Annotated in this window: 11 protein-coding genes; 10 read left to right on the top strand and 1 reads right to left on the bottom strand. The window is 66.0% G+C overall.

The genetic code is table 11. From position 1 onward, the window contains the following. The first annotated feature begins 70 nt into the window (after positions 1-70). From IX761_RS17705 to IX761_RS17670, 8 genes are all read left to right on the top strand, one after another. A complete protein-coding gene (locus IX761_RS17705; RefSeq protein WP_194790865.1) occupies positions 71-934 on the top strand; it encodes a LysR substrate-binding domain-containing protein in 864 nt (287 codons plus the stop codon). A gap of 40 nt (positions 935-974) precedes the next feature. Beyond that, positions 975-1,997, top strand: coding sequence for an AraC family transcriptional regulator (locus IX761_RS17700; protein WP_194790864.1), 1,023 nt, complete (start codon positions 975-977; stop codon positions 1,995-1,997). Positions 1,998-2,073: 76 nt separating this feature from the next. Further along, entirely contained in the window at positions 2,074-6,570 is a 4,497-nt protein-coding gene (locus IX761_RS17695; RefSeq protein WP_194790863.1) for an NEL-type E3 ubiquitin ligase domain-containing protein, read from the top strand. A 118-nt stretch (positions 6,571-6,688) separates the two neighbouring features. Continuing rightward, positions 6,689-8,335, top strand: coding sequence for an acyl-CoA synthetase (locus IX761_RS17690; RefSeq protein ID WP_194790862.1), 1,647 nt, complete (start codon positions 6,689-6,691; stop codon positions 8,333-8,335). A gap of 12 nt (positions 8,336-8,347) precedes the next feature. After that, the gene (locus IX761_RS17685) at positions 8,348-9,115 is read left to right on the top strand and encodes an SDR family NAD(P)-dependent oxidoreductase (protein WP_194790861.1); all 768 of its coding nucleotides are present in this window, start codon (positions 8,348-8,350) and stop codon (positions 9,113-9,115) included. Positions 9,116-9,127: 12 nt separating this feature from the next. Further along, entirely contained in the window at positions 9,128-10,321 is a 1,194-nt protein-coding gene (locus tag IX761_RS17680) for an acetyl-CoA C-acyltransferase (RefSeq protein WP_194790860.1), read from the top strand. Positions 10,322-10,329: 8 nt separating this feature from the next. Further along, complete coding sequence (locus IX761_RS17675; protein ID WP_194790859.1) at positions 10,330-11,457, top strand: acyl-CoA dehydrogenase; 1,128 nt, start codon at positions 10,330-10,332, stop codon at positions 11,455-11,457. 13 nt (positions 11,458-11,470) lie between these two features. After that, a complete protein-coding gene (locus IX761_RS17670) occupies positions 11,471-12,244 on the top strand; it encodes an enoyl-CoA hydratase (RefSeq protein ID WP_194790858.1) in 774 nt (257 codons plus the stop codon). 39 nt (positions 12,245-12,283) lie between these two features. Here the strand turns inward: IX761_RS17670 and IX761_RS17665 are convergent, their stop codons facing one another. Continuing rightward, positions 12,284-16,834 carry a DUF6543 domain-containing protein gene (locus IX761_RS17665; protein ID WP_194790857.1) on the bottom strand — a complete coding sequence of 1,517 codons (4,551 nt, stop codon included), beginning with the start codon at positions 16,832-16,834 and terminating at the stop codon, positions 12,284-12,286. Positions 16,835-17,208: 374 nt separating this feature from the next. On the opposite strand from IX761_RS17665, the gene IX761_RS17660 reads away from it, so the two are divergent. After that, positions 17,209-17,613, top strand: a complete 405-nt coding sequence (locus tag IX761_RS17660; protein ID WP_194790856.1) for a TraR/DksA family transcriptional regulator — start codon at positions 17,209-17,211, stop codon at positions 17,611-17,613. Between the two features lie 145 nt (positions 17,614-17,758). Further along, entirely contained in the window at positions 17,759-19,372 is a 1,614-nt protein-coding gene (locus tag IX761_RS17655) for a methyl-accepting chemotaxis protein (RefSeq protein WP_416366799.1), read from the top strand. The last annotated feature ends 58 nt before the right edge of the window (positions 19,373-19,430 follow it).

Raw genomic sequence — 19,430 nt, 5'->3', positions numbered from 1 at the left:
AGGTTGCAATTCGCAGGTGTATCATTCAAATTGTTTGTTGTTATGCCAGCCATAAGTCAGGCCGATAGATATGAACCTGTTCCAGCTCCGCGCCTTCGATGCCGTGGCCCGTGAAGGCAGCTTCACCCGCGCCGCCGAGCGCCTGTTCATCAGCCAGCCGGCGGTTACCGGGCATGTGAAAGCGTTGGAGGAGCACTACCAGATCACCTTGCTGCGCCGCACCGCGCGGCGGGTCGAGCTGACCGAGGAGGGCACCCGGTTGGCGGCGATCACCCGGGCCATGTTCGGCCTCGCCGAGGAAGCCCAGGCCATGCTCGAAGCCAACCGCCAGTTGCTGACCGGGCGCCTGGAAGTGGCGGCCGACGGGCCGCACCGGGTGATGCCGATGCTGGCGCTGCTGCGCGAACGCTACCCCGGCATCACCGTCAACCTGCGCCTGGGCAATGCCCAGGAGACGTTGGGTGCCTTGCTCGGCGAGCATGCCGATGTGGCGGTGCTGACCGAAATCGAACCGCGCAAGGGCCTGCACCTGCAGAGCCTGTGCCAGTCGCGCCTGTGTGCGCTGCTGCCGGCGGGGCATGCCTGGGCCAAGGCTGAGGGCGACCTGCCGCTGGCCGAGTTGGATAAGCAGATCATGGTGCTGCGCGAGCCAAGCTCGACCACGCGACGCACCTTCGACAAGGCCTGTGCCCAGAGCGCTGTGCAACCACGGGTGCTGCTGGAGCTGGACAGCCGCGAGGCGGTTACCGAGGCGGTGGCGGCCGAGCTGGGTATCGGTGTGGTGTCGTCCACCGAGGTGGCCCATGATCCGCGAGTGGTGGCACGCCCCCTGAGTGGGGCGGGGCTGGTCAACCAACACATGATCGGCTGCCTGGAACGACGTCGGGAACTACGACTGATCCAGGCGTTCCTGGGCTTGGCTGCCCGTGTCTGAGCGGCCTAAGATGGCCGCCACTGAGCGCAGCGGACAGCCGATGAGCGAGAAAGACACCATCTCCATGCAACTGGTGCGCGAAGCACTGTTGCAGACCTGCCCGGCCGGCGCGGCGGATGCCGTTCTGCTGGCGCAGGCGGGCATCGACCCAGGCCAGCTGGAGCGCCCCGAGGCACGGGTCAGCGCCGAGTCCTACGCGCGCCTCTGGCGCCTGCTGGCTCGCCGCTGCAACGACGAATTCTTCGCCATGGACCCGCGCGGCCTGCGCAGTGGCAGCCTGGCGTTCATGTGCCGCGCGGCCATGGGCCAGCCGACCCTGGCCGAGGGTTTGCACACCGCCCTGGGCTTTCTCAGCCTGATGCTCGAAGACCTGCACCCAGGCCTGGTGCGCCAGCCCGGGCTGGCCGAGATCGTCATCAACGAGCCGCGCGACGAACCGCGCCGGGCGTTCACCTACTTCACCTTCTGGATGATCGTGCACGGCGTGGCCTGCTGGCTGGCCGGGCGGCGCATCCCGATCCTGGCCATCGACCTGCGTTGCAGCGAGCCGCCATTCTGCGACGACTACCGGGTGATGTTCTCCGAGAACCTGCAGTTCTACCGCCCGCGCACGCGCATGATCATCGCCGCCGACTGCCTGGATTTGCCCATCAAGCGCACGCCCGAAGAGTTGCTGCGGTTCCTCGCCGAAGCGCCGGGCAACATCCTGGTCAAGTACCGCGACCCGGCCAGCCTCGGCCGGCGCATCCGCCACGACCTGCTTGATCTCGACCCCGCCCGCTGGCCCGATGGCGACAGCCTGGCCCGTCAACTGTGCCTGTCGCCCTCCACGTTGCGCCGGCGTCTGGCCGACGAGGGCCAGACCTACCAGGGGCTCAAGGACAGCGTGCGCCGAGAGCTGGCGATCGCCTGGCTGGCCGAGGCCGAACCGGGCCTGGGGGAAATCGCCGAGCGCCTGGGCTTTGCCGACAGCAGCTCGTTCTACAAGGCCTTTCGTAAATGGTTTGGCTGCAACCCCGGGCACTACCGCGCCTTGAGCCTGGCGCGCGAGGCAGGCGGCTGAGGGGCAGCCGTTTCCCGCTGCCGCCAGGCGGTTACCTGGGCCACTGTACGGGTTCATCTATTCAAGGACGAACCCAATGGCCACTACCCCGTTGCACGCCAAGCTCAGCAATGCCATCGATGACTTCATTGCAGAGAACCTGCCTGACTGGCTCAAGCGCGCCACGCCCAGCCAGATCGCGACGCTGCGTGTCTGCTACGCCGAGCACATCGCCAGCCAGCAGCAGGTGCGCGACGCCATCCGCCCCCTCAAGCACCCTGCGGCGTATGCCAAGGACCTGCTGGCGCCGGCGTTGCAGGCGTTGCTCAAGCAACCCGTCGACCTGGACAAGGCGCAGTGGCGAGAACGCAGCCTGAAATTCGACGCCACGCTCAATCGGGCGGATTTTCACAACCGCTACGTGCCTGCGCTGCAGCAGTTCATGCTCAATTTCAAGCAAGACCAGTCGTTCTACCCCGGGACTGCACTGGTGTATCCCGCCGACGCTGCCAGCGCTGGGGTAGAGCGCGAGCTGACCCGCCAGGTGGAGCGACTCGTGTCGATGTGCCGTGACCTGGATGTAGGCAAACGCTATCAGCAGCACCTGGACGCGCTCTTCAACGACGGCTTCACCGATGTGCTGGCCGTGGACCGTCGCAGGCAGCTGGCCTTGGCCACGGAAATCGCTGCCACCAAAGAACAACTGGGCGCTAACGACCTGGAGATGCTACGCCGGGCCAGCCGCGGGGAGACCGTCACTCACAGCGAAAGCCTGAGCGTCAATTGCGGCGAGTTGGCAGTGATGGGGGGGCGGGTCGACGGCGCGCTGGCGTTCGAGCTGGTCGGCTCCTGGGTGCATCCGGGAGGTGGCGTCACCCTGACGCACAACACCGTGCAAGGGGTGATCCTCTATCTGCCGGATGACCACCAGCAGCCCTTGCGCCGTTATGCCGGCTGGCGCGCCGCCAGCCTCGCGCTGGGCAAGCAGATGCGTGAGCCCGCCTACCGTCAGGCCTTCAACCCACGTATCGGCCTGGCCGATCGCGGGGCCTACCTGGCCACCCTGGGCAAGCGCCTGGCGGACCATGCAACCGACATGCAAGCGTCGCTGTCGACGATCAGCGGCGAGCTGTTCTCGGCGGTGGCCAAACAGCACCTCAAGCGCATCCGCGATGATGCACGGGTGCTGCTGGTGCCCAACGCGACGGTGGATGCCGCAGCCACCGATGCTCAGTTCAAGGCGCTGGAGACGGCGGGGCTGGTGCTGTTGAACCTGGCTGGCCTGTTCGTGCCCGGTGTCGGCGCGGTGCTGCTGGCGGACATGGTCCGCCAGACCCTCGTCGATGTCTTCGAAGGGGTGGAGGACTGGAGCCAGGGTCACCAGCATGAGGCCGTCGATCACCTGCTTGGGGTGGCGCTGACCGGGGTGACCGTCGGGGCCACGGTGGCGGCGGGTAGCTTCGTGCGCAGTGCCTTCGTCGATGAACTTGTACCGGTCAGCAACCCTGAAGGCGCCTCGCGCCTGTGGTCCGGCGACCTGGCGGCCTATGCCGACGACGCGCCCCCCGAGGATCTGGTGGCGCTGGATAACGGCTTGTCGAGCAATGGCGATGGCCATTGGTGGCAAGATGCCGACGGGGTCAGCTATCGGGTGGTCCCCAGCCCGGGCCGCAGCACGTGGCAGCTGGAGCACTCCAGCCGCGCGCAGGCTTATGCACCGATCCTGGAAAGCAACGGCGAGCGGGCCTGGCGCCTGGCCACGGAGCGCCCCCTGGAATGGCAGGGCGAGCACTATCTGCTGACACGTCTATGGCCACCGGCGAGGCAGTTGGACGCCCAGCGGGTCGGCCAGATCCTCAAGGTGGCGGATATCGACCAGATGCAGTTGCGTGGCTTGCTGGTGGAGGGGCGGCCATTGCCGGTGGTGCTGCGTGACACCGTCGAACGTTTTGCCGTTGATGCGCGAATCGAAACCTTCTTCCAGGCCCTGCGCGAGGGCAGCTTGAGCGATGCAGAGTTGTTGGGCTGGTGCGTCGAACAGCTGGATATCTTCACGCTGAGCGAGGCCGAACAGGGTGAAGTGATCCTCGAGGATGCCGCGCAACTGCGCGAGCAGATGCTCGAGCATTTTTGCCGTCAGTACCTGGCGCAAGACCCGCAGCTGAGCTTGGTTAAGCGCGACTTCCCAGGCTTGCCGGATGCCTATGCCCTGCGCTTGCTGCAGGGCGCCACCACCGAACAGCGCCAGCTCATGGTGAACCAGCAGCGCATCCCGCTGGCATTGGGCGAACAGGCCAGGGCCTTGCTGCACCAGGTGCGCCTGGTCCGCGCCCGCGAGGCACTGTACCTGCGTGGCAGCTACCGGGCAGAGGCGGTCGAGCTGGTCTTCGCCCTGTTGCGGCGCCATGCCGACTGGCCGCAATCGGTGAACCTGGTGCTGCGTGAGGGCTCGGACAGCGGTCGGGTCCTGGCGCGACTGTATCCGGACGGTGGCGCCGGGCAGGTGACTACCAACCTGGTCCGGCGGCTGGGGCGTTTCGCCCTGTATGACGACACTGGGCACGCGCTTGAGGTCGATGTAGCTGAGCCCGGTGGTCTGCCCGAGGTGCTCGCCGCCCTGTTGCCGGCCAGCCACCAGGTGCGCCTGGGCTGGCAGGGTGCTGCAGCCAGCGAGCGGATTCTCGACGACCTGCGGGGCTGGCTGCCCGAGGGTGGCCAGGCACTGTCCAGGCTGCTCGGGTTGCGCGAGGGGCCTGCCTGGCACAATCCGCTGCGGCGTCAGGCCGACGGTCGCCTGGGCTATCCACTGAGCGGTCGTGGCCCTGGCAGGCCGGGTGAGAGGACTTTGCGCGATGGGGTGCGGGCGCTCTATCCCAGTTTCGATGAGCGTGAGGTGGAAACATTCGTGCGCATCCTGATGGAGCGACCGGGCACCGCCATCGCCAATCTGATGCGCCAGCAGCGCGCCTATGCCGAGCTAGACCGTGCGCTATGCACCTGGGTACTGGCCGAACGCGCAGTTGACCGGCAAGCCGTGCGCCTGGAGGTGGCCGATGAGTTTCGCCGTGGCTGGCGTCTGCAGGGCGAGCGCATCGACCATGGCCCGAACGAGCCGCTGGGCATGCGTCTGAGCCTGGTCGGCATGCCCGCGCGCGGCCTGCCGGAGCTGCCCGTGGGCGCGGATTTCGGGCATATCACCGAGCTGCTGCTGGTGGGCCTGGACCTGCCGCAATTGCCGAGCAACTTCCTGCGCAGTTTTCCGCAATTGCGCTGGCTCAACTTGAGCAACAATGCCATGCGCCTTATCCCGCCGGACATCGCTCGGCTGAGCAGCCTGCGCGGCTTGCAGATGGCGCGCAACCGAGTGCGCCTCGACCGTGCAGGCGTTGGTGTGCTGCGCAATCTGGCGCAGTTGCACACGCTCGACCTGAGCGCCAACCCGCTGGGTTCGGTGAGCCTGGAGTTTCGCCAGTTGTCGCGGCTGCGCGAAATCAGCCTGCGCCGCGCCGGGTTGCACAATGTGCCTGCTGGGCTGGAGTGGTGCGGCTTTCTCGAGTACGCCGACCTGCGTGACAACCAGATCGCCAGCCTGCCCGAGGCGCTGTTGACCGCACCCCAGGCATTGCGCCAGGCGCTGCACCTGTCGAACAACCCTCTACCGTTGGCGGTGCGCGAGCGCCTGTATGCCCCCGATGCGCCGCCGGCGGTGGCCGGTGCCGCAGTTGCCGCGCCCGATGCCCTGGTGGCCTGGCTGGCGCCCTTGCCAGCCGCCGAACACGCGCCACGACAGGCACAGTGGCAAGCCTTGCGTGCCGAGCCGGGCAGTAACGACCTGTTCGAGTTGCTCGGGCAGTTGACCGAGAGCAGCGACTACCGGCAGGCCCGCCAGGATCTCGGCCGACGGGTGTGGGCGATGATCGATGCGGCAGTCCAGGATGCACGGCTCTGCCAGGATCTGTTCGACCTGGCGGCGGCGCCGCGCACCTGTGTGGACAGCGTGGCGTCGTGCTTCAGCACCCTCGAGGTGCGGGTGTTCGTCGCTCAGGCCCTGCGCGAGCGCAACCCGGCCCAGGCCAGAACGGCGCGGCTGGGCCTGGCGCGTCGGTTGTTCCGCCTGGACCAGGTCGAGCGCATCGCCCTGGCGGATATCCGGGATCGCCAGACGGCCGGGGTTGGCGTCGACGAAGTCGAAGTCAGCCTGGCCTACCGCACTGGGCTGGCCGCTGAACTCGACTTGCCGGGGCAGCCGCGCACCATGCAGTTCCAGACCATTGCCGGTGTCACCCAGGCGAACCTGAACACCGCCGCGGCCCAGGTACGTGCGGCGGAGGCAGGGCCTGGCCTGGCCGAGTACATCAGCCAGCGCGACTTCTGGCTGGAGTACCTGCAAGGGGAGTATCGGGCGCGCTTCCAGGCGGTCGAGCAGCCGTACTGGGACCAGCTTGAGGAGCTCGAGGATACTGCTGGGTTGCTTGAGCAAGACTACTTGGAGCGGATGAACCAGCTGGCGCGCGACCGCGAGAAGGCTCGGCAGGCCCTGGCCCTGCGACTGACCCACGAAGCCTTGGCCGAGCCGGCGCCGGCCCGACATTGAGGTATTGCCAAACCGGTCATCCAGATTGACGCCTTAGGCCATTGCCGGGCTGGGTGAGCGGCGCGAACATCGTCAGACCAATGGTGCACTCCAACAATAAGAAGCCAGGAGTCTGACGATGCGCGATCACGCCGAGGCCATCCGTTCGTTCAACTACACCCAAGTTGCCAATGCGGCCTTGCACGGCACCCTTGAAGCCCTCAACGCCTGCGTCGAATGCTGTGATCGGCATGTCGGTGCAGGCAAGCTGGCACTGGTCTGCGAAGACCGCGACGGCAAAGGTGCTCGCTACAGTTTCGAACAGTTGCAGGCGCTCGCCGCGCGCTTCGCCAACGTGCTCAGTGCGCAAGGTGTGGTGGCGGGGGACCGGGTTGCCGGCCTGATGCCGCGCACGCCCGAGCTGCTGGTGACGATCCTTGCCACCTGGCGCCTGGGCGCGGTGTACCAGCCGCTGTTTACCGCCTTCGGCCCCAAGGCCATTGAGCACCGCCTGGAACAGTCCCATGCACGGGTAGTGGTCACCGACCGCAATAACCGCCCCAAGCTCGATGACGTTGTCGGTTGCCCGACGGTCATCACCGTGGGCGCGGCAGTGGGCGAGCTGGACTTCCAGCAGGCGCTTGAAGCGGCCGATGCGCATTGCGAACCCGTGATGCGTACGGGCGACGATCCCTTCCTGCTGATGTTCACCTCTGGCACCACCGGCCCGGCCAAGCCGCTGGAAGTGCCACTGCGCGCCATCGTCGCCTTCCAAGGCTACATGCGCGATGCCATTGGCCTGCACCCGGACGACCACTTCTGGAACCTGGCCGACCCAGGCTGGGCCTATGGTCTGTACTACGCCGTCACCGGGCCGCTGGCGCTGGGCCATGCCACCACCTTCTACGATGGGCCGTTCAGCGTCGAAAGCTGCGCGCGGATCATCGACAAGCTCGGCATCACCAACCTCGCGGGCTCGCCCACCGCGTACCGCTTGCTGATCGCGGCGGGCAAGGCGTTCGCCGAGCCGATCAAGGGCCGCCTGCGGGTGGTCAGCAGCGCCGGGGAGCCGCTCAACCCGGAGGTGATCCGCTGGTTCGCCGACGAGCTGGGGGTGACCATCCACGACCATTACGGCCAGACCGAACTGGGCATGGTGCTGTGCAACCACCATGCACTTGAACACCCGGTACACCTGGGCTCGGCCGGCTTCGCCATCCCCGGCCACCGCATCGTGGTGGTGGACGAGCAGGGCAGCGAGCTGCCGGCCGGCCAGCCCGGCATTCTGGCGGTGGACCGTGAGCAGTCGCCGCTGTGCTGGTTCGCCGGTTATCACGGCTTGCCGACCAAGGCGTTCGTCGGCAAGTACTACCTGTCCGGCGACACCGTGGAGCTCAACCAGGACGGCAGCATCAGTTTTGTCGGCCGCAGCGACGATGTGATCACCACCTCCGGCTACCGGGTCGGCCCGTTCGATGTGGAGAGCGCGCTGATCGAACACCCGGCGGTGATCGAGGCAGCGGTAATCGGCAAGCCCGACCCCGAACGCACCGAACTGATCAAGGCCTTCGTGGTACTGGCCAACGGTTACCAAGGCAGCCCCGAACTGGAAGAAACCCTGCGCCAGCACGTGCGCCAGCGCCTGTACGCCCACGCTTACCCGCGTGAAATCGAATTCGTCAGCGAGCTGCCCAAGACCCCGAGCGGCAAGCTGCAGCGGTTCATCCTGCGCAACCAGGAAATCGCCAAACAACAAGCCGCGCAGCCGATCGCTGCGGGCGCCTGAAGGAAACCCGACATGCACATCCAGAACAAACACTTCATCGTCAGCGGCGCGGCCTCGGGCCTGGGCGCCGCCACTGCGCAGATGCTCATCGAGGCCGGCGCCAAGGTCATGCTGGTCGACCTGAACGCGACGGCCGTCGAGGCCAAGGCCGCAGAGCTGGGTGACAACGCCCGCTTCGCGGTGGCCGACATCAGTGACGAGCACGCCGCCAAGGCTGCCGTCGATGCTGCCGTCAGCGCCTTTGGCAGCCTGCACGGGCTGGTCAACTGCGCCGGTATCGTCGGCGCCGAGAAAGTGCTGGGCAAGAATGGCCCGCACGCCCTGGGCAGCTTCGCCAAGGTCATCAATGTCAACCTGATCGGCAGCTTCAACCTGCTGCGCCTGGCTGCCGCGGCCATGGCCGAGGGCCAGGCCGACGAGGGCGGTGAGCGCGGGGTGATCATCAACACCGCCTCCATCGCCGCCTACGACGGCCAGATCGGCCAGGCCGCCTATGCCGCCTCCAAGGGTGCGATCGCCAGCCTGACCCTGCCGGCCGCCCGCGAGCTGGCGCGCTTCGGCATCCGTGTGATGACCATCGCCCCAGGCATCTTCGAAACCCCGATGATGGCCGGCATGACCGAGGAAGTGCGTGCGTCGCTGGCCGCTGGGGTGCCGTTCCCGCCACGCCTGGGTCGCCCGCAGGAATACGCCGCGCTCGCCCGCCACATCATCGAGAACAGCATGCTCAACGGCGAGGTGATCCGCCTCGACGGCGCACTGCGCATGGCTGCCAAATAAGGAGCAATGAACATGACCCTCGCCAATGACCCGATCGTTATCGTCAGCGCCGTGCGCACGCCCATGGGCGGCCTGCAGGGCGACCTCAAGAGCCTGACCGCGGCGCAGCTGGGCAGCGCGGCGATCCGTGCCGCCGTGGAGCGCGCCGGCATCGATGCCGGCAGTGTCCAGGAAGTGCTGTTCGGCTGCGTGCTGCCGGCCGGGCAGGGCCAGGCACCGGCACGTCAGGCTGCGCTGGGCGCGGGCCTGGACAAGCACACCACCTGCACCACGCTCAACAAGATGTGCGGTTCGGGCATGCAGGCGGCGATCCTGGCCCATGACCAGTTGCTGGCCGGCAGTGCCGAGGTGATCGTCGCCGGTGGCATGGAGAGCATGACCAACGCGCCGTACCTGCTGGACAAGGCGCGCGGTGGCTACCGCATGGGCCACGGCAAGATCATCGACCACATGTTCATGGATGGTCTGGAAGACGCCTACGACAAGGGCCGGCTGATGGGCACCTTCGCCGAGGACTGCGCGCAGAACGGCGCTTTCAGCCGCGAGGCCCAGGACAACTTCGCCATCGCCTCGCTGACCCGCGCGCAAGACGCGATCAAGAACGGCCGCTTCGCCGCCGAGATCGTCCCGGTGGAAGTGACCGAGGGCAAGGAGAAGCGCGTTATCAAGGATGACGAGCAACCACCGAAGGCGCGCCTGGACAAGATCCCGCAACTCAAGCCAGCCTTCCGTGAAGGCGGCACCGTAACGGCTGCCAACTCAAGTTCGATCTCCGACGGCGCCGCGGCACTGGTGCTGATGCGCCGTTCCGAGGCCGAGAAACGTGGCCTCAAGCCGTTGGCCGTGATCCATGGCCATGCGGCTTTCGCCGACGCACCGGCACTGTTCCCCACCGCCCCCATCGGTGCCATCGACAAGCTGATGAAGCGCACCGGATGGGACCTGGCCGACGTCGACCTGTTCGAAATCAACGAGGCCTTCGCCGTGGTCACCCTGGCGGCCATGAAGCACCTCGACCTGCCACACGACAAGGTCAACATCCATGGCGGCGCCTGCGCCCTGGGCCACCCGATCGGCGCCTCGGGTGCACGGATCCTGGTAACCCTGCTGTCGGCCCTGCGCCAGAACAACCTGCGCCGTGGCGTGGCGGCCATCTGCATTGGTGGCGGCGAGGCCACGGCCATGGCCGTCGAATGCCTGTACTGAGGTGAACCATGCTGGTAACTGACGAGCAACAACAGATCGCCGACGCTGTGCGCGGTTTCGCCCAGGAGCGGCTGAAGCCGTTCGCCGAGCAATGGGACAAGGAACACCGCTTCCCCAAGGAAGCCATCGAGGAGATGGCCGAACTGGGCCTGTTCGGCATGCTGGTGCCGGAGCAGTACGGTGGCAGCGACACCGGCTACGTGGCCTATGCCATGGCCCTGGAAGAGATCGCCGCCGGTGACGGCGCCTGCTCGACCATCATGAGCGTGCACAACTCGGTGGGCTGCGTGCCGATCCTCAAGTTCGGCAGCGAGGCGCAGAAGCAGCAGTTCCTCACGCCGCTGACCAGTGGCGCGATGCTCGGCGCCTTCGCCCTGACCGAACCCCAGGCCGGCTCGGATGCCAGCAGCCTGAAGACCCGCGCGCGGCTGGACGGCGACCACTACGTGCTCAACGGCAGCAAGCAGTTCATCACCTCCGGGCAGAACGCCGGGGTGGTGATCGTCTTCGCCGTCACCGACCCTGAGGCCGGCAAGCGTGGCATCAGTGCCTTCATCGTGCCCACCGACGCGCCCGGTTACCAGGTGGCGCGGGTCGAGGACAAGCTTGGCCAGCATGCCTCCGACACCTGCCAGATCGTTTTCGAGAATGTGCGCGTGCCGGTGGCCAACCGCCTGGGCGAAGAGGGGCAGGGCTACAAGATCGCCCTGGCCAACCTCGAAGGCGGGCGCATCGGTATCGCCTCGCAAGCGGTGGGCATGGCCCGCGCCGCCTTCGAGGTGGCCCGCGACTATGCCAACGAGCGCCAGAGCTTCGGCAAAGCCTTGATCGAGCACCAGGCCGTGGCCTTCCGCCTGGCCGACATGGCCACCAAAATCGCCGTGGCCCGGCAGATGGTGCTGCATGCCGCGGCGTTGCGCGATGCCGGGCGCCCGGCGTTGGTGGAAGCCTCGATGGCCAAGCTTTTCGCCTCGGAAATGGCCGAAAAGGTCTGTTCGGACGCCTTGCAGACGCTCGGGGGTTATGGCTATCTGAGCGACTTCCCGCTGGAGCGCATCTACCGCGATGTGCGGGTCTGCCAGATCTACGAAGGCACCAGCGACATTCAGCGCATGGTCATTGCGCGCAATCTTTGAAGGAGCAGTCTGCATGGCATTCGAAACCATCCTGTTGGACATCCATGGCAAGGTCGGCCTGATCACCCTCAACCGCCCGCAGGCGCTCAACGCGCTGAACGCGCAGATCGTCGGCGAGATCAACCAGGCCCTGGACCAGCTCGAGCGTGACCCGAACATCGGCTGCGTGGTGCTCACCGGCTCTGCCAAGGCGTTCGCCGCTGGCGCCGACATCAAGGAAATGGCCGAGCTTAGGTACCCGCAGATCTACGTCGAAGACCTGTTCAGCGACGCCGACCGTATTGCCAACCGACGCAAGCCGATCATCGCCGCAGTGTCCGGTTTCGCCCTGGGCGGTGGTTGCGAGCTGGCGATGATGTGCGATTTCATTCTCGCCGCCGACAACGCAAAATTCGGCCAGCCGGAAATCAACCTTGGCGTGCTGCCGGGCATGGGCGGCACCCAGCGCCTGACCCGCGCGGTGGGCAAGGCCAAGGCCATGGAGCTGTGCCTGACCGGCCGCCTGATGGGCGCCGAAGAGGCAGAGCGGGCAGGGCTGGTGGCCCGTATCGTGCCGCAGGCCGAGCTGGTGGAGGAGGCGCTGAAGGTGGCCGCGACCATTGCCAGCAAGTCGATCCCGGTCAGCATGATGGTCAAGGAGAGCGTCAACCGTGCTTTCGAAGTGACCCTCAGCGAAGGCGTGCGTTTCGAGCGCCGGGTGTTCCATGCGGCGTTCGCCACCGAAGACCAGAAAGAGGGCATGGCGGCGTTCATCGCCAAGCGCGAGGCGCAGTTCAAGGACCGTTGAGGCGGTAGGGGCGCCGATTATGCGGCGCCCCCCCCCTACTTACTCATTGAAGAAATAGCGCCTTGCCGCTGCCAGGGGGACCGGGCTGTAGTAGACGCCACCACCCTTGAGCAAGCGTTGCGCGGCGGTCTTCAGGTGGCCGCTGACAAAATCGGCCTTGGCGCTGTCGACTGCCGGGTAGTGGAAGTGGGCATACCACAGCACCCGCCCCTGGTGACTGATGCTGTACTCATCGAGATAGTCCGCCGCCCTGCCTTTGACCTTCGCCAGGCGCGTACGCGTGCCCACGGTTTCGATATGGATTTCATGCAGCCCGTGCAAGTACTCGATGTTGGCGATGCCCGGTGGCTGTGCCAGGGCCGCCCGTTTGCGCAATAGCGGGATCTTGTCCTGCAATTGGGTGGCCAATTCGTCGAGCTGGCCTATGGCGCTGGCGGCGTCGACCCCTTGGCTCGCCTCGTCGCTCTGGTTGTCTTCGGTCAGGCGTGTCTCGATGGCGTTGATCTGCTCGCGCAACTGCGTGCACTCATGATCGAGCAGTTCCTGGATTTCGCCCGGGGTATAGCTGCCGGCTACCTGGGCTTCGATCCTGCGCGCCTCCTTGTTGGCCTTGGCGATCAGGGGGCCGCTCTCCTTGAGCAGCCGCTTGAGGGATTTGCCACTGGCCACAGCCTGCCCACTGGCGCTTGCGGCCTGGGGTTGCGCGGCAGCGGGTACTTCTTCCCAACCGTTGTGTCCTTCCCGATAGGCGCGGGCAGGCGCTTCGTCGTCGAGCCCCGGCATATCGATCATGCCGGGATCATCCTGGCGCGGGTCGCCGAGCAGCAGGCCCTGTTCGCCGACTTCGATAAGCCCCGGCTGTTGCTGGCGCAGTTGGGCCAGCGTTCTGCTGGGTGGATAGTCCGGTAGTTCGGCAAGGCGGGCGGTGAGATCGTCCAGGAAGAACCTGACGTCTTCCCCAATCCCCGCCAAGGTTGTACGTTGCGTGGCTTCGAGCGCTTGGTCGGCCAGATTCGCCAGGCAACGTTTCACGGCCAGGAACTGCTGCTCGTTGCTGCGCAGCAGGCGCACTTTCAGCTCATCGCCGGCATCCTCCAGCGCCAGTGACCGTTCGCGTTGGGTAATGCCGAGCAACAGATTGTCCCAGGCGCGCTCCAGCCAGTACAGGGCGCTTCCTTGCAGAGGGGTCACCAGGCGCAGGCGCATGCGCAACGCTTCGAGCCGCATGTAGTGCATGCGTCCCAATTGCTTGGCTGTGACGGAGACGATCGTCGATGCGTCATGCTGGCTGTCGATATCCGCGCGCCCGCGGCTTTTCAGGCGCTTGAGCAGTTCCTGCTGCTGCTCCAGTAACTGCTGGCTGCTGATCAGCTTGTCCATCAGGCCGTCGATATCGCCCAGGCGCTGCCCGGCTATGCGTCGGTCGGCCGCTGCCAGGGGGGCGCCGCGTTGCTGGTGTCGCAACAACGTCAGCAGTTGTCGGCGCATGGGGTCGTACAGCTTTTTGATGGCCAGATGGATGGACTGGCGTGCCAGGCAGGCATTCTGCAGCAGCTCGGCGCGAATGGTCTTGTAGTGGCTGTGGGCTTGCTGGGCATTGAGCTGTTCGAAGCCTTGTCGATACCGTTCCCAATAACTGGCGAGGGTCTCCATGCGGGCCAGCATGGCCTTCAGCTCGGTGGTGTCCTCGCTGAGGTCGAGCCGCTCTGCCGTTGCGGTCAAGGCGCTGAGCTGCTCTTGGTACTGCGCATTGGCTGCGGCCACCTGACTGGCCAAGGCCTGGCGCTGCTCGAGGTTCTCTCGTCGCAGGGCCTCGATGCGTCGGTTCAGAGGCATGCCACCCTCGAGCCGCAAGCGCAGATCCAGCTGCCAACGCCCGACTTCATCACGGCGCAACCAAGGCCCAGGCTGCAGGCCTGGGCCGATGATGCGCATCTGTTCGCGGGCGTTGTCCAGGGCCACTTCGTACACCTTGCCGTCAAGCCGGGTGTACACCGCGTTGTCATGCAGGTACAGCCCCTGCAAGACGCCGCTGGCAATCGGCGTTTTCAGTTCGACGGGCAGTAGCGTGGCTTGCAGCGCCGCCAGGGCGCTGGCTTGGTTGGCGGTGAGGAGGGTGTTGGGCCGCGACCAGCCGAAGTCCAGCGCTGGCTCGGCAGCCGTCGTCACGTGCAGCTCGAGCGGGGCCACAGCGGGCTTGAGGTGGGCGGGCAGCGTTGGCTGGCCGGGTGGTGGCGCTGGTTCCTCACCCTGTTCCAGACGCAGGCGGAAGATCGAATGGGTGAACAGCAGCATGGCGATGTTCACCAGCAGGTTGACCATCGCCAGTTGATGACCTTGTGGGTCGTGGGTGTCATCGCTGCTCACGTACTCGGCCAATGCGACTTCGATCTGCGCCAGCCAGGCCACCTTGCCCAGGGTGCTGCCGGCCAGTGGCAGGAGGGTGTTGAACAGCAACCAGCCAAGCTCCTTCCAACTGTTCCAGCGGGTTTGCGAGCTTGTAGTGGCGTGTGCTTCGAAACGCTGGATCGATTCGTTCACACAGGCCAGATAGAGCGCCTTGCCGGGGTCGGTGGGCGGATCTTCCACGGCCAGGCTGACGGGCGCGGGGGTGACCAGTGACAACGCTGGGCTGTCCTCGAGCTGCACCCCGAGGTGAGGTTCGAGAAAACCGCCGTGGGCGTAGAAGCGTCGGACCTCTGCGGGCAGACGTTGCAGCAGGTCGTCCTGCAGCGGGCCGGTTGTACTGATGGCCACGAACAGCGCCAGGCGGTCGGCAAAGTACAGCAGGGTGTCCTCATGCAGCGGCCGGTACAGCAGGCAGGCGCTGATGCCCGGGGTGCGCGGTTCGATCAGCCAGGTGTTGCGTGGATGGTCCGGCGATGACCCGGGGGCCTTGACCAGGCCCAGCGGTCTCAGCACCCATGGCGTCAATCCTTCGTCGGATGCCGACGAGAACACTTCGGCGACATGGCGGCAGGCGGCCTGGTCGGGGAGCTTGCCTTGCAGGTACAGCTCCATGGCCAGAGCCGGCAACTGGCTGCGCAGTTGCCGGCTCAGCAACTGCTGGCGCTGACGCTGCTGCTCGGGGTCATCCAGCAATTTGCTGCGCAACATTGCGGGGTAACGGCTGCCGATGTCCAGCTCGTTGACCAGTTGGCGCAGGTACGCTTCGTTCATCCAGTCGGGCAGTGATTCGCCAGTGCTGCTGTGCAGCTCGACCCGCCCCGGCTTGAGCAGCCCCAGGTTGCCGATCGCCAGCTGGGCGAGGGAATACTCCACGGTGTCGACCTGGCCGGAGAGCACGATATCGCCGTGGGCGGCGGCCGCCGCGATGGTCTGCCAGTTGATCACCCGCACATGCTCGGGCAACAGCTCATCTTCCGGATGGTCCAGGGCAAAGCGCGCGCTGAACAGCCGGTTGGCGAACGACTCGGCGCTATCGATGCCGTCGAGCCAGAACTGGCCGTTACTGTCCTGGTAGGCCTGGGCGACATCCACGAGCAGGGTGCTGTAATCCATGAGCGGTTTGCTCTGGGCCTGGCGCAACCAGTCGGGCAACTGCTCGATGAGCGGTTGGCGGCGAGTGGCCTCGCCGCTGTCGCACAGGTCGATCAATGCGCTCAGGCGGTCCAGGTCCAGGCTCAGGTTGATGGCGTCGAGCTTGCTGCGGTAGCCGACGACGAGATGGTCGATCACTCGCAGTTGTTGTTGGAGCAGCCCCAGGGCCTGGGTTTCGAAGACCTGGTCGGTGGCCGGCGACAGGCTCACTCGATGGGGGCTGGCCAGGGCCGCCGCTGGCCATGACCTGGCGAGTGCCTGCAGCAGCGCCTGGCGCGACGGGTAGGTGAGCAAGCGGCCGCTCAGGGTGTAGAGCAAGGCAAAGTTGCGCGCAGGTTCGGGGGCACTGTGTTCGATCAGCACGGCGCTGGCGAGGTCGGCGTCGAGTTGATCATCGACGCTGAAGTCGACACTCAGGTGGGATACCGTCAGGCCACCCTTGTTCCAGTTCGCGCGCTGTTCAGGGGTGGGGTGACCCTGCACCAGGTTGGCCGTGGCCAGGGTAAAGGCCGACAGCTGGGAATCCCGGTGGCTGCGTTGGAGGATCTGCTGCATCCGCTGTTGCAGGTAGCCGGCGTACCAGGCCCAAGGGGTCTGGCCGCTGCTGTCGAAACGGGTCCAGTAGTCGACCAGTAACTGTTTGTAGACATCAATGAGCAACGGCGCTGTTTCGTTGATCAGCAGTTCCACCTTGTGCAGATCCAGGTCGACGGCCCAGGCCGGGTCGCCACTCAGCCGGGTGGTAAGGATGTCGTCACCCGGGTTCAGGTTGAGGGTCTTGCGTTGGCAGTAACGCTCCACCAGCACGTGCTGCAAGGGGCGAACCCAGGCGTCGTGCGAGGCGCCGTAGTAGCTGGCCAGGAACAGGGACAGTGGATTGAAGGCGCTGCCCAGGCCGCGCTCACGCCATTGCCCTTCGAGCAGGTGGGCGGCGGCGTCGAGCAGGGTCGGGCGATTGTTGAAGCGCCTGGCGACCTGGCAATCCAGAGTGCTGTAAAGCGCCAACCGTTGGTGCAGGTTATCGTTCATGGTTTTAAGCGTCCGTGTGGAGGGGGGAGCCTCCATCACGCGCCTTTTCGCCACCGTCCAGTCGCTAACGGGCTACTACCCTGGGAACAGGCCGGCCGTTGGCGGGGTGTCTGACAGGCCAGGTTTTGTTGCGGCATATTGCCGCCAAGCGCCTTCCAGCGGCGCGCGCGGCGGAAAATACGGCACCAATGGGCGGATTCCTGGCCATTTCAGTCAAATGCCCCGTCATTTCTGTTGCCCCTTGTCGCTTGGCACCTTAGACTGCCGCCCCCTGTAAAAGAGTGCCGGTTGGCGCTTGAAGAATTCCGCTGCCGGTGATGCGTCGCCGGCAGCACTCGAATCGCCCAAATGCACATTTTTTCATAGAGAAATCGATGACCAAGGAACAGTTGCTGGCCATGTCGGCCGATGACTACATGAACGCCGACCAGCTGGCGTTCTTCACCACATTGCTGCAAGCGATGAAGGTCGAGACGCATGAGCGCATCGAGCTCAACCGCACTGCCATCGAAGGCCTGGACACCCCGTCGGATCCGGCGGACGTGGCCTCGGTCGAGGAAGAGCGCACGTGGCTGGTCAACGCCATCGACCGCGATCAGCGCCTGCTGCCGCAGTTGGAGATGGCCCTGGACCGTATCGGTGACGACAGCTTCGGCTGGTGCGACGACAGCGGCGAGCCGATCGGCCTCAAGCGCTTGCTGATCAGCCCGACCACCAAGTACTGCATCGAAGCCCAGGAGCGTCACGAGCAGCTCGACCGCCACCAGCGGCAGATCTGACACTCGGCGCACTGCGCAAGGCCCCACGGAGCGATCCCTGGGGCCTTCGTGTTTTCTTGCCTTGCATCAAGCCGGAACCTCCTGCATCCAAGGAAGTATTGGATGATGGCGTTATGGTGGCGTTTAATGACGTCACAATAACGACATGACATGGATGGACCCGAAGATGATGCGAGAAGGAACCTTGCCGCCCCGTGATCTGCCGACACCGGCTCGGATGCTCGGCGCCGTTGCCCTGCTGCAGGGCGCTGCGTTGTGTGTGGTGCTGCCGGCCATGGCGTTTGCTGGCTTGCCCCTGTACCTGGCCCTGCCGTTGGCGCTGCTGGTGCTTTGGCTGCCAGGCTGGCGCCGTATCCCTGTACCAGCAGTTTCCGTGACGCAAACGCAGGAAGGCGAGCTGATCCAGCAGTTGGCGCGCGGCACCAGCCATAATGCGTTGTCGGCCGCCGCGGTGGCCCACGCGGTGCAGCAGCTGGCCGAGCGCGTGCAGTCGCAGCTGGGCGCCGCCGAGGACATTGTCGGCAGTGCCGAGATCATGATCGCCACCGAACAGGCCGCCGCCCAGCTCAGCCAGCAGGCCCTGGACGCGGCGCGCTCGGCCCACGGTAGCAGTGTCGCCGGCAGCGAGGTGTTGGCCGAGTCGATACTGCGCATGCGTGACCTCAGCGTGCGGGCCACGGCCAGCCGCGAACTGATCGAGGCCCTGCACCAGCGCAGCGAGGATATCGCTCGCGTGACGCTGGTGATCCAGGCCATCGCCAGCCAGACCAACCTTCTGGCGCTCAATGCCGCCATCGAGGCGGCCCGGGCCGGCGAGCATGGTCGGGGTTTCGCGGTGGTAGCCGACGAGGTGCGCGGGCTTGCCGGGCGCACCGCCAGCGCTACCGAGGAAGTGGGGCAGATGGTGGCCGATATCCAGGCGCGCACCGCGCAGGTAGTGGCGCAGATTCGCACCCTGGCCGACGACCTGGGTAGCGGCGTCGAGCAGGTCGAGGCCACTGGCGGGCAGTTGGCGCAGATCGCCCGGCTGGCCGCCAGTGTCGAGGGGCAGGTGGGTGAGATCGCCGAAGGCACCCAGACCAACCGCGTCCAGCTCGATACCTTGTTCCAGGCCGTGGCCCAGGTACGTGGCGATCTGGCGGTGAGCGACCAGCAGACCCGACGCCTGGCCCAGGCCGCGGTGCAGATGGAGGGGCAGGTCGAGCACCTGAGCGAGCGCCTGGCTGAAGTGGGCCTGGATGCCTACCACCAGCGGGTGTTCGAGTTGGCGCGGGCCGGGGCTGGGCAGATCACGGAGCGCTTCGAGGCCGATGTCGCCCAGGGCCGGGTGACCCTGGAGGAGCTGTTCGACCGTCAGTATCGGCCGATCACCGGGTTGCAGCCGCCGCGTTTCACCACGCGCTTCGACCGCTACACCGATACCGTCCTGCCGCAGATCCAGGAGCCGCTGCTGCGCCACGCAGGGCTGGTCTACGCCATCGCCTGCACCCAGCAGGGCTATGTGCCCACCCACAACGAGGCGTTCAATCAACCGTTGACGGGCGACGCTGCGCACGATACCGCGCACAACCGCAGCAAGCGCCTCTTCGACGATCGCACCGGCAGCCGTTGCGGCAGCCACCAGCAGCGCCTGCTGCTGCAGACCTACACCCGTGACACTGGCGAGCTGATGCATGACCTGTCGGTGCCGATCTTCGTGCAAGGGCGACATTGGGGCGGCTTGCGCCTCGGTTATCGTCCGGAGCCTGGGTTCGACTGAGCGGGTTTGTTGCCAAGGATGCAACACAGCTGTACGGGCAGACGCTTTCGCCCAGCGC

It is taken from the genome of Pseudomonas sp. UFMG81 (assembly GCF_015354575.1).
Lineage (GTDB): Bacteria > Pseudomonadota > Gammaproteobacteria > Pseudomonadales > Pseudomonadaceae > Aquipseudomonas.
Note: the sequence above shows the minus strand (reverse complement) of the source record. Positions and strands in the feature narration are given on the sequence as shown.

What these genes read in the sequence shown, in the direction of transcription:
- IX761_RS17705 (WP_194790865.1), top strand. Translation starts at nt 71, where the DNA reads ATGAACCTGTTCCAGCTCCGCGCCTTCGATGCCGTGGCCCGTGAAGGC.
- IX761_RS17700 (WP_194790864.1), top strand. Translation starts at nt 975, where the DNA reads ATGAGCGAGAAAGACACCATCTCCATGCAACTGGTGCGCGAAGCACTG.
- IX761_RS17695 (WP_194790863.1), top strand. Translation starts at nt 2,074, where the DNA reads ATGGCCACTACCCCGTTGCACGCCAAGCTCAGCAATGCCATCGATGAC.
- IX761_RS17690 (WP_194790862.1), top strand. Translation starts at nt 6,689, where the DNA reads ATGCGCGATCACGCCGAGGCCATCCGTTCGTTCAACTACACCCAAGTT.
- IX761_RS17685 (WP_194790861.1), top strand. Translation starts at nt 8,348, where the DNA reads ATGCACATCCAGAACAAACACTTCATCGTCAGCGGCGCGGCCTCGGGC.
- IX761_RS17680 (WP_194790860.1), top strand. Translation starts at nt 9,128, where the DNA reads ATGACCCTCGCCAATGACCCGATCGTTATCGTCAGCGCCGTGCGCACG.
- IX761_RS17675 (WP_194790859.1), top strand. Translation starts at nt 10,330, where the DNA reads ATGCTGGTAACTGACGAGCAACAACAGATCGCCGACGCTGTGCGCGGT.
- IX761_RS17670 (WP_194790858.1), top strand. Translation starts at nt 11,471, where the DNA reads ATGGCATTCGAAACCATCCTGTTGGACATCCATGGCAAGGTCGGCCTG.
- IX761_RS17665 (WP_194790857.1), bottom strand. Translation starts at nt 16,834, where the DNA reads ATGAACGATAACCTGCACCAACGGTTGGCGCTTTACAGCACTCTGGAT.
- IX761_RS17660 (WP_194790856.1), top strand. Translation starts at nt 17,209, where the DNA reads ATGACCAAGGAACAGTTGCTGGCCATGTCGGCCGATGACTACATGAAC.
- IX761_RS17655 (WP_416366799.1), top strand. Translation starts at nt 17,759, where the DNA reads ATGACATGGATGGACCCGAAGATGATGCGAGAAGGAACCTTGCCGCCC.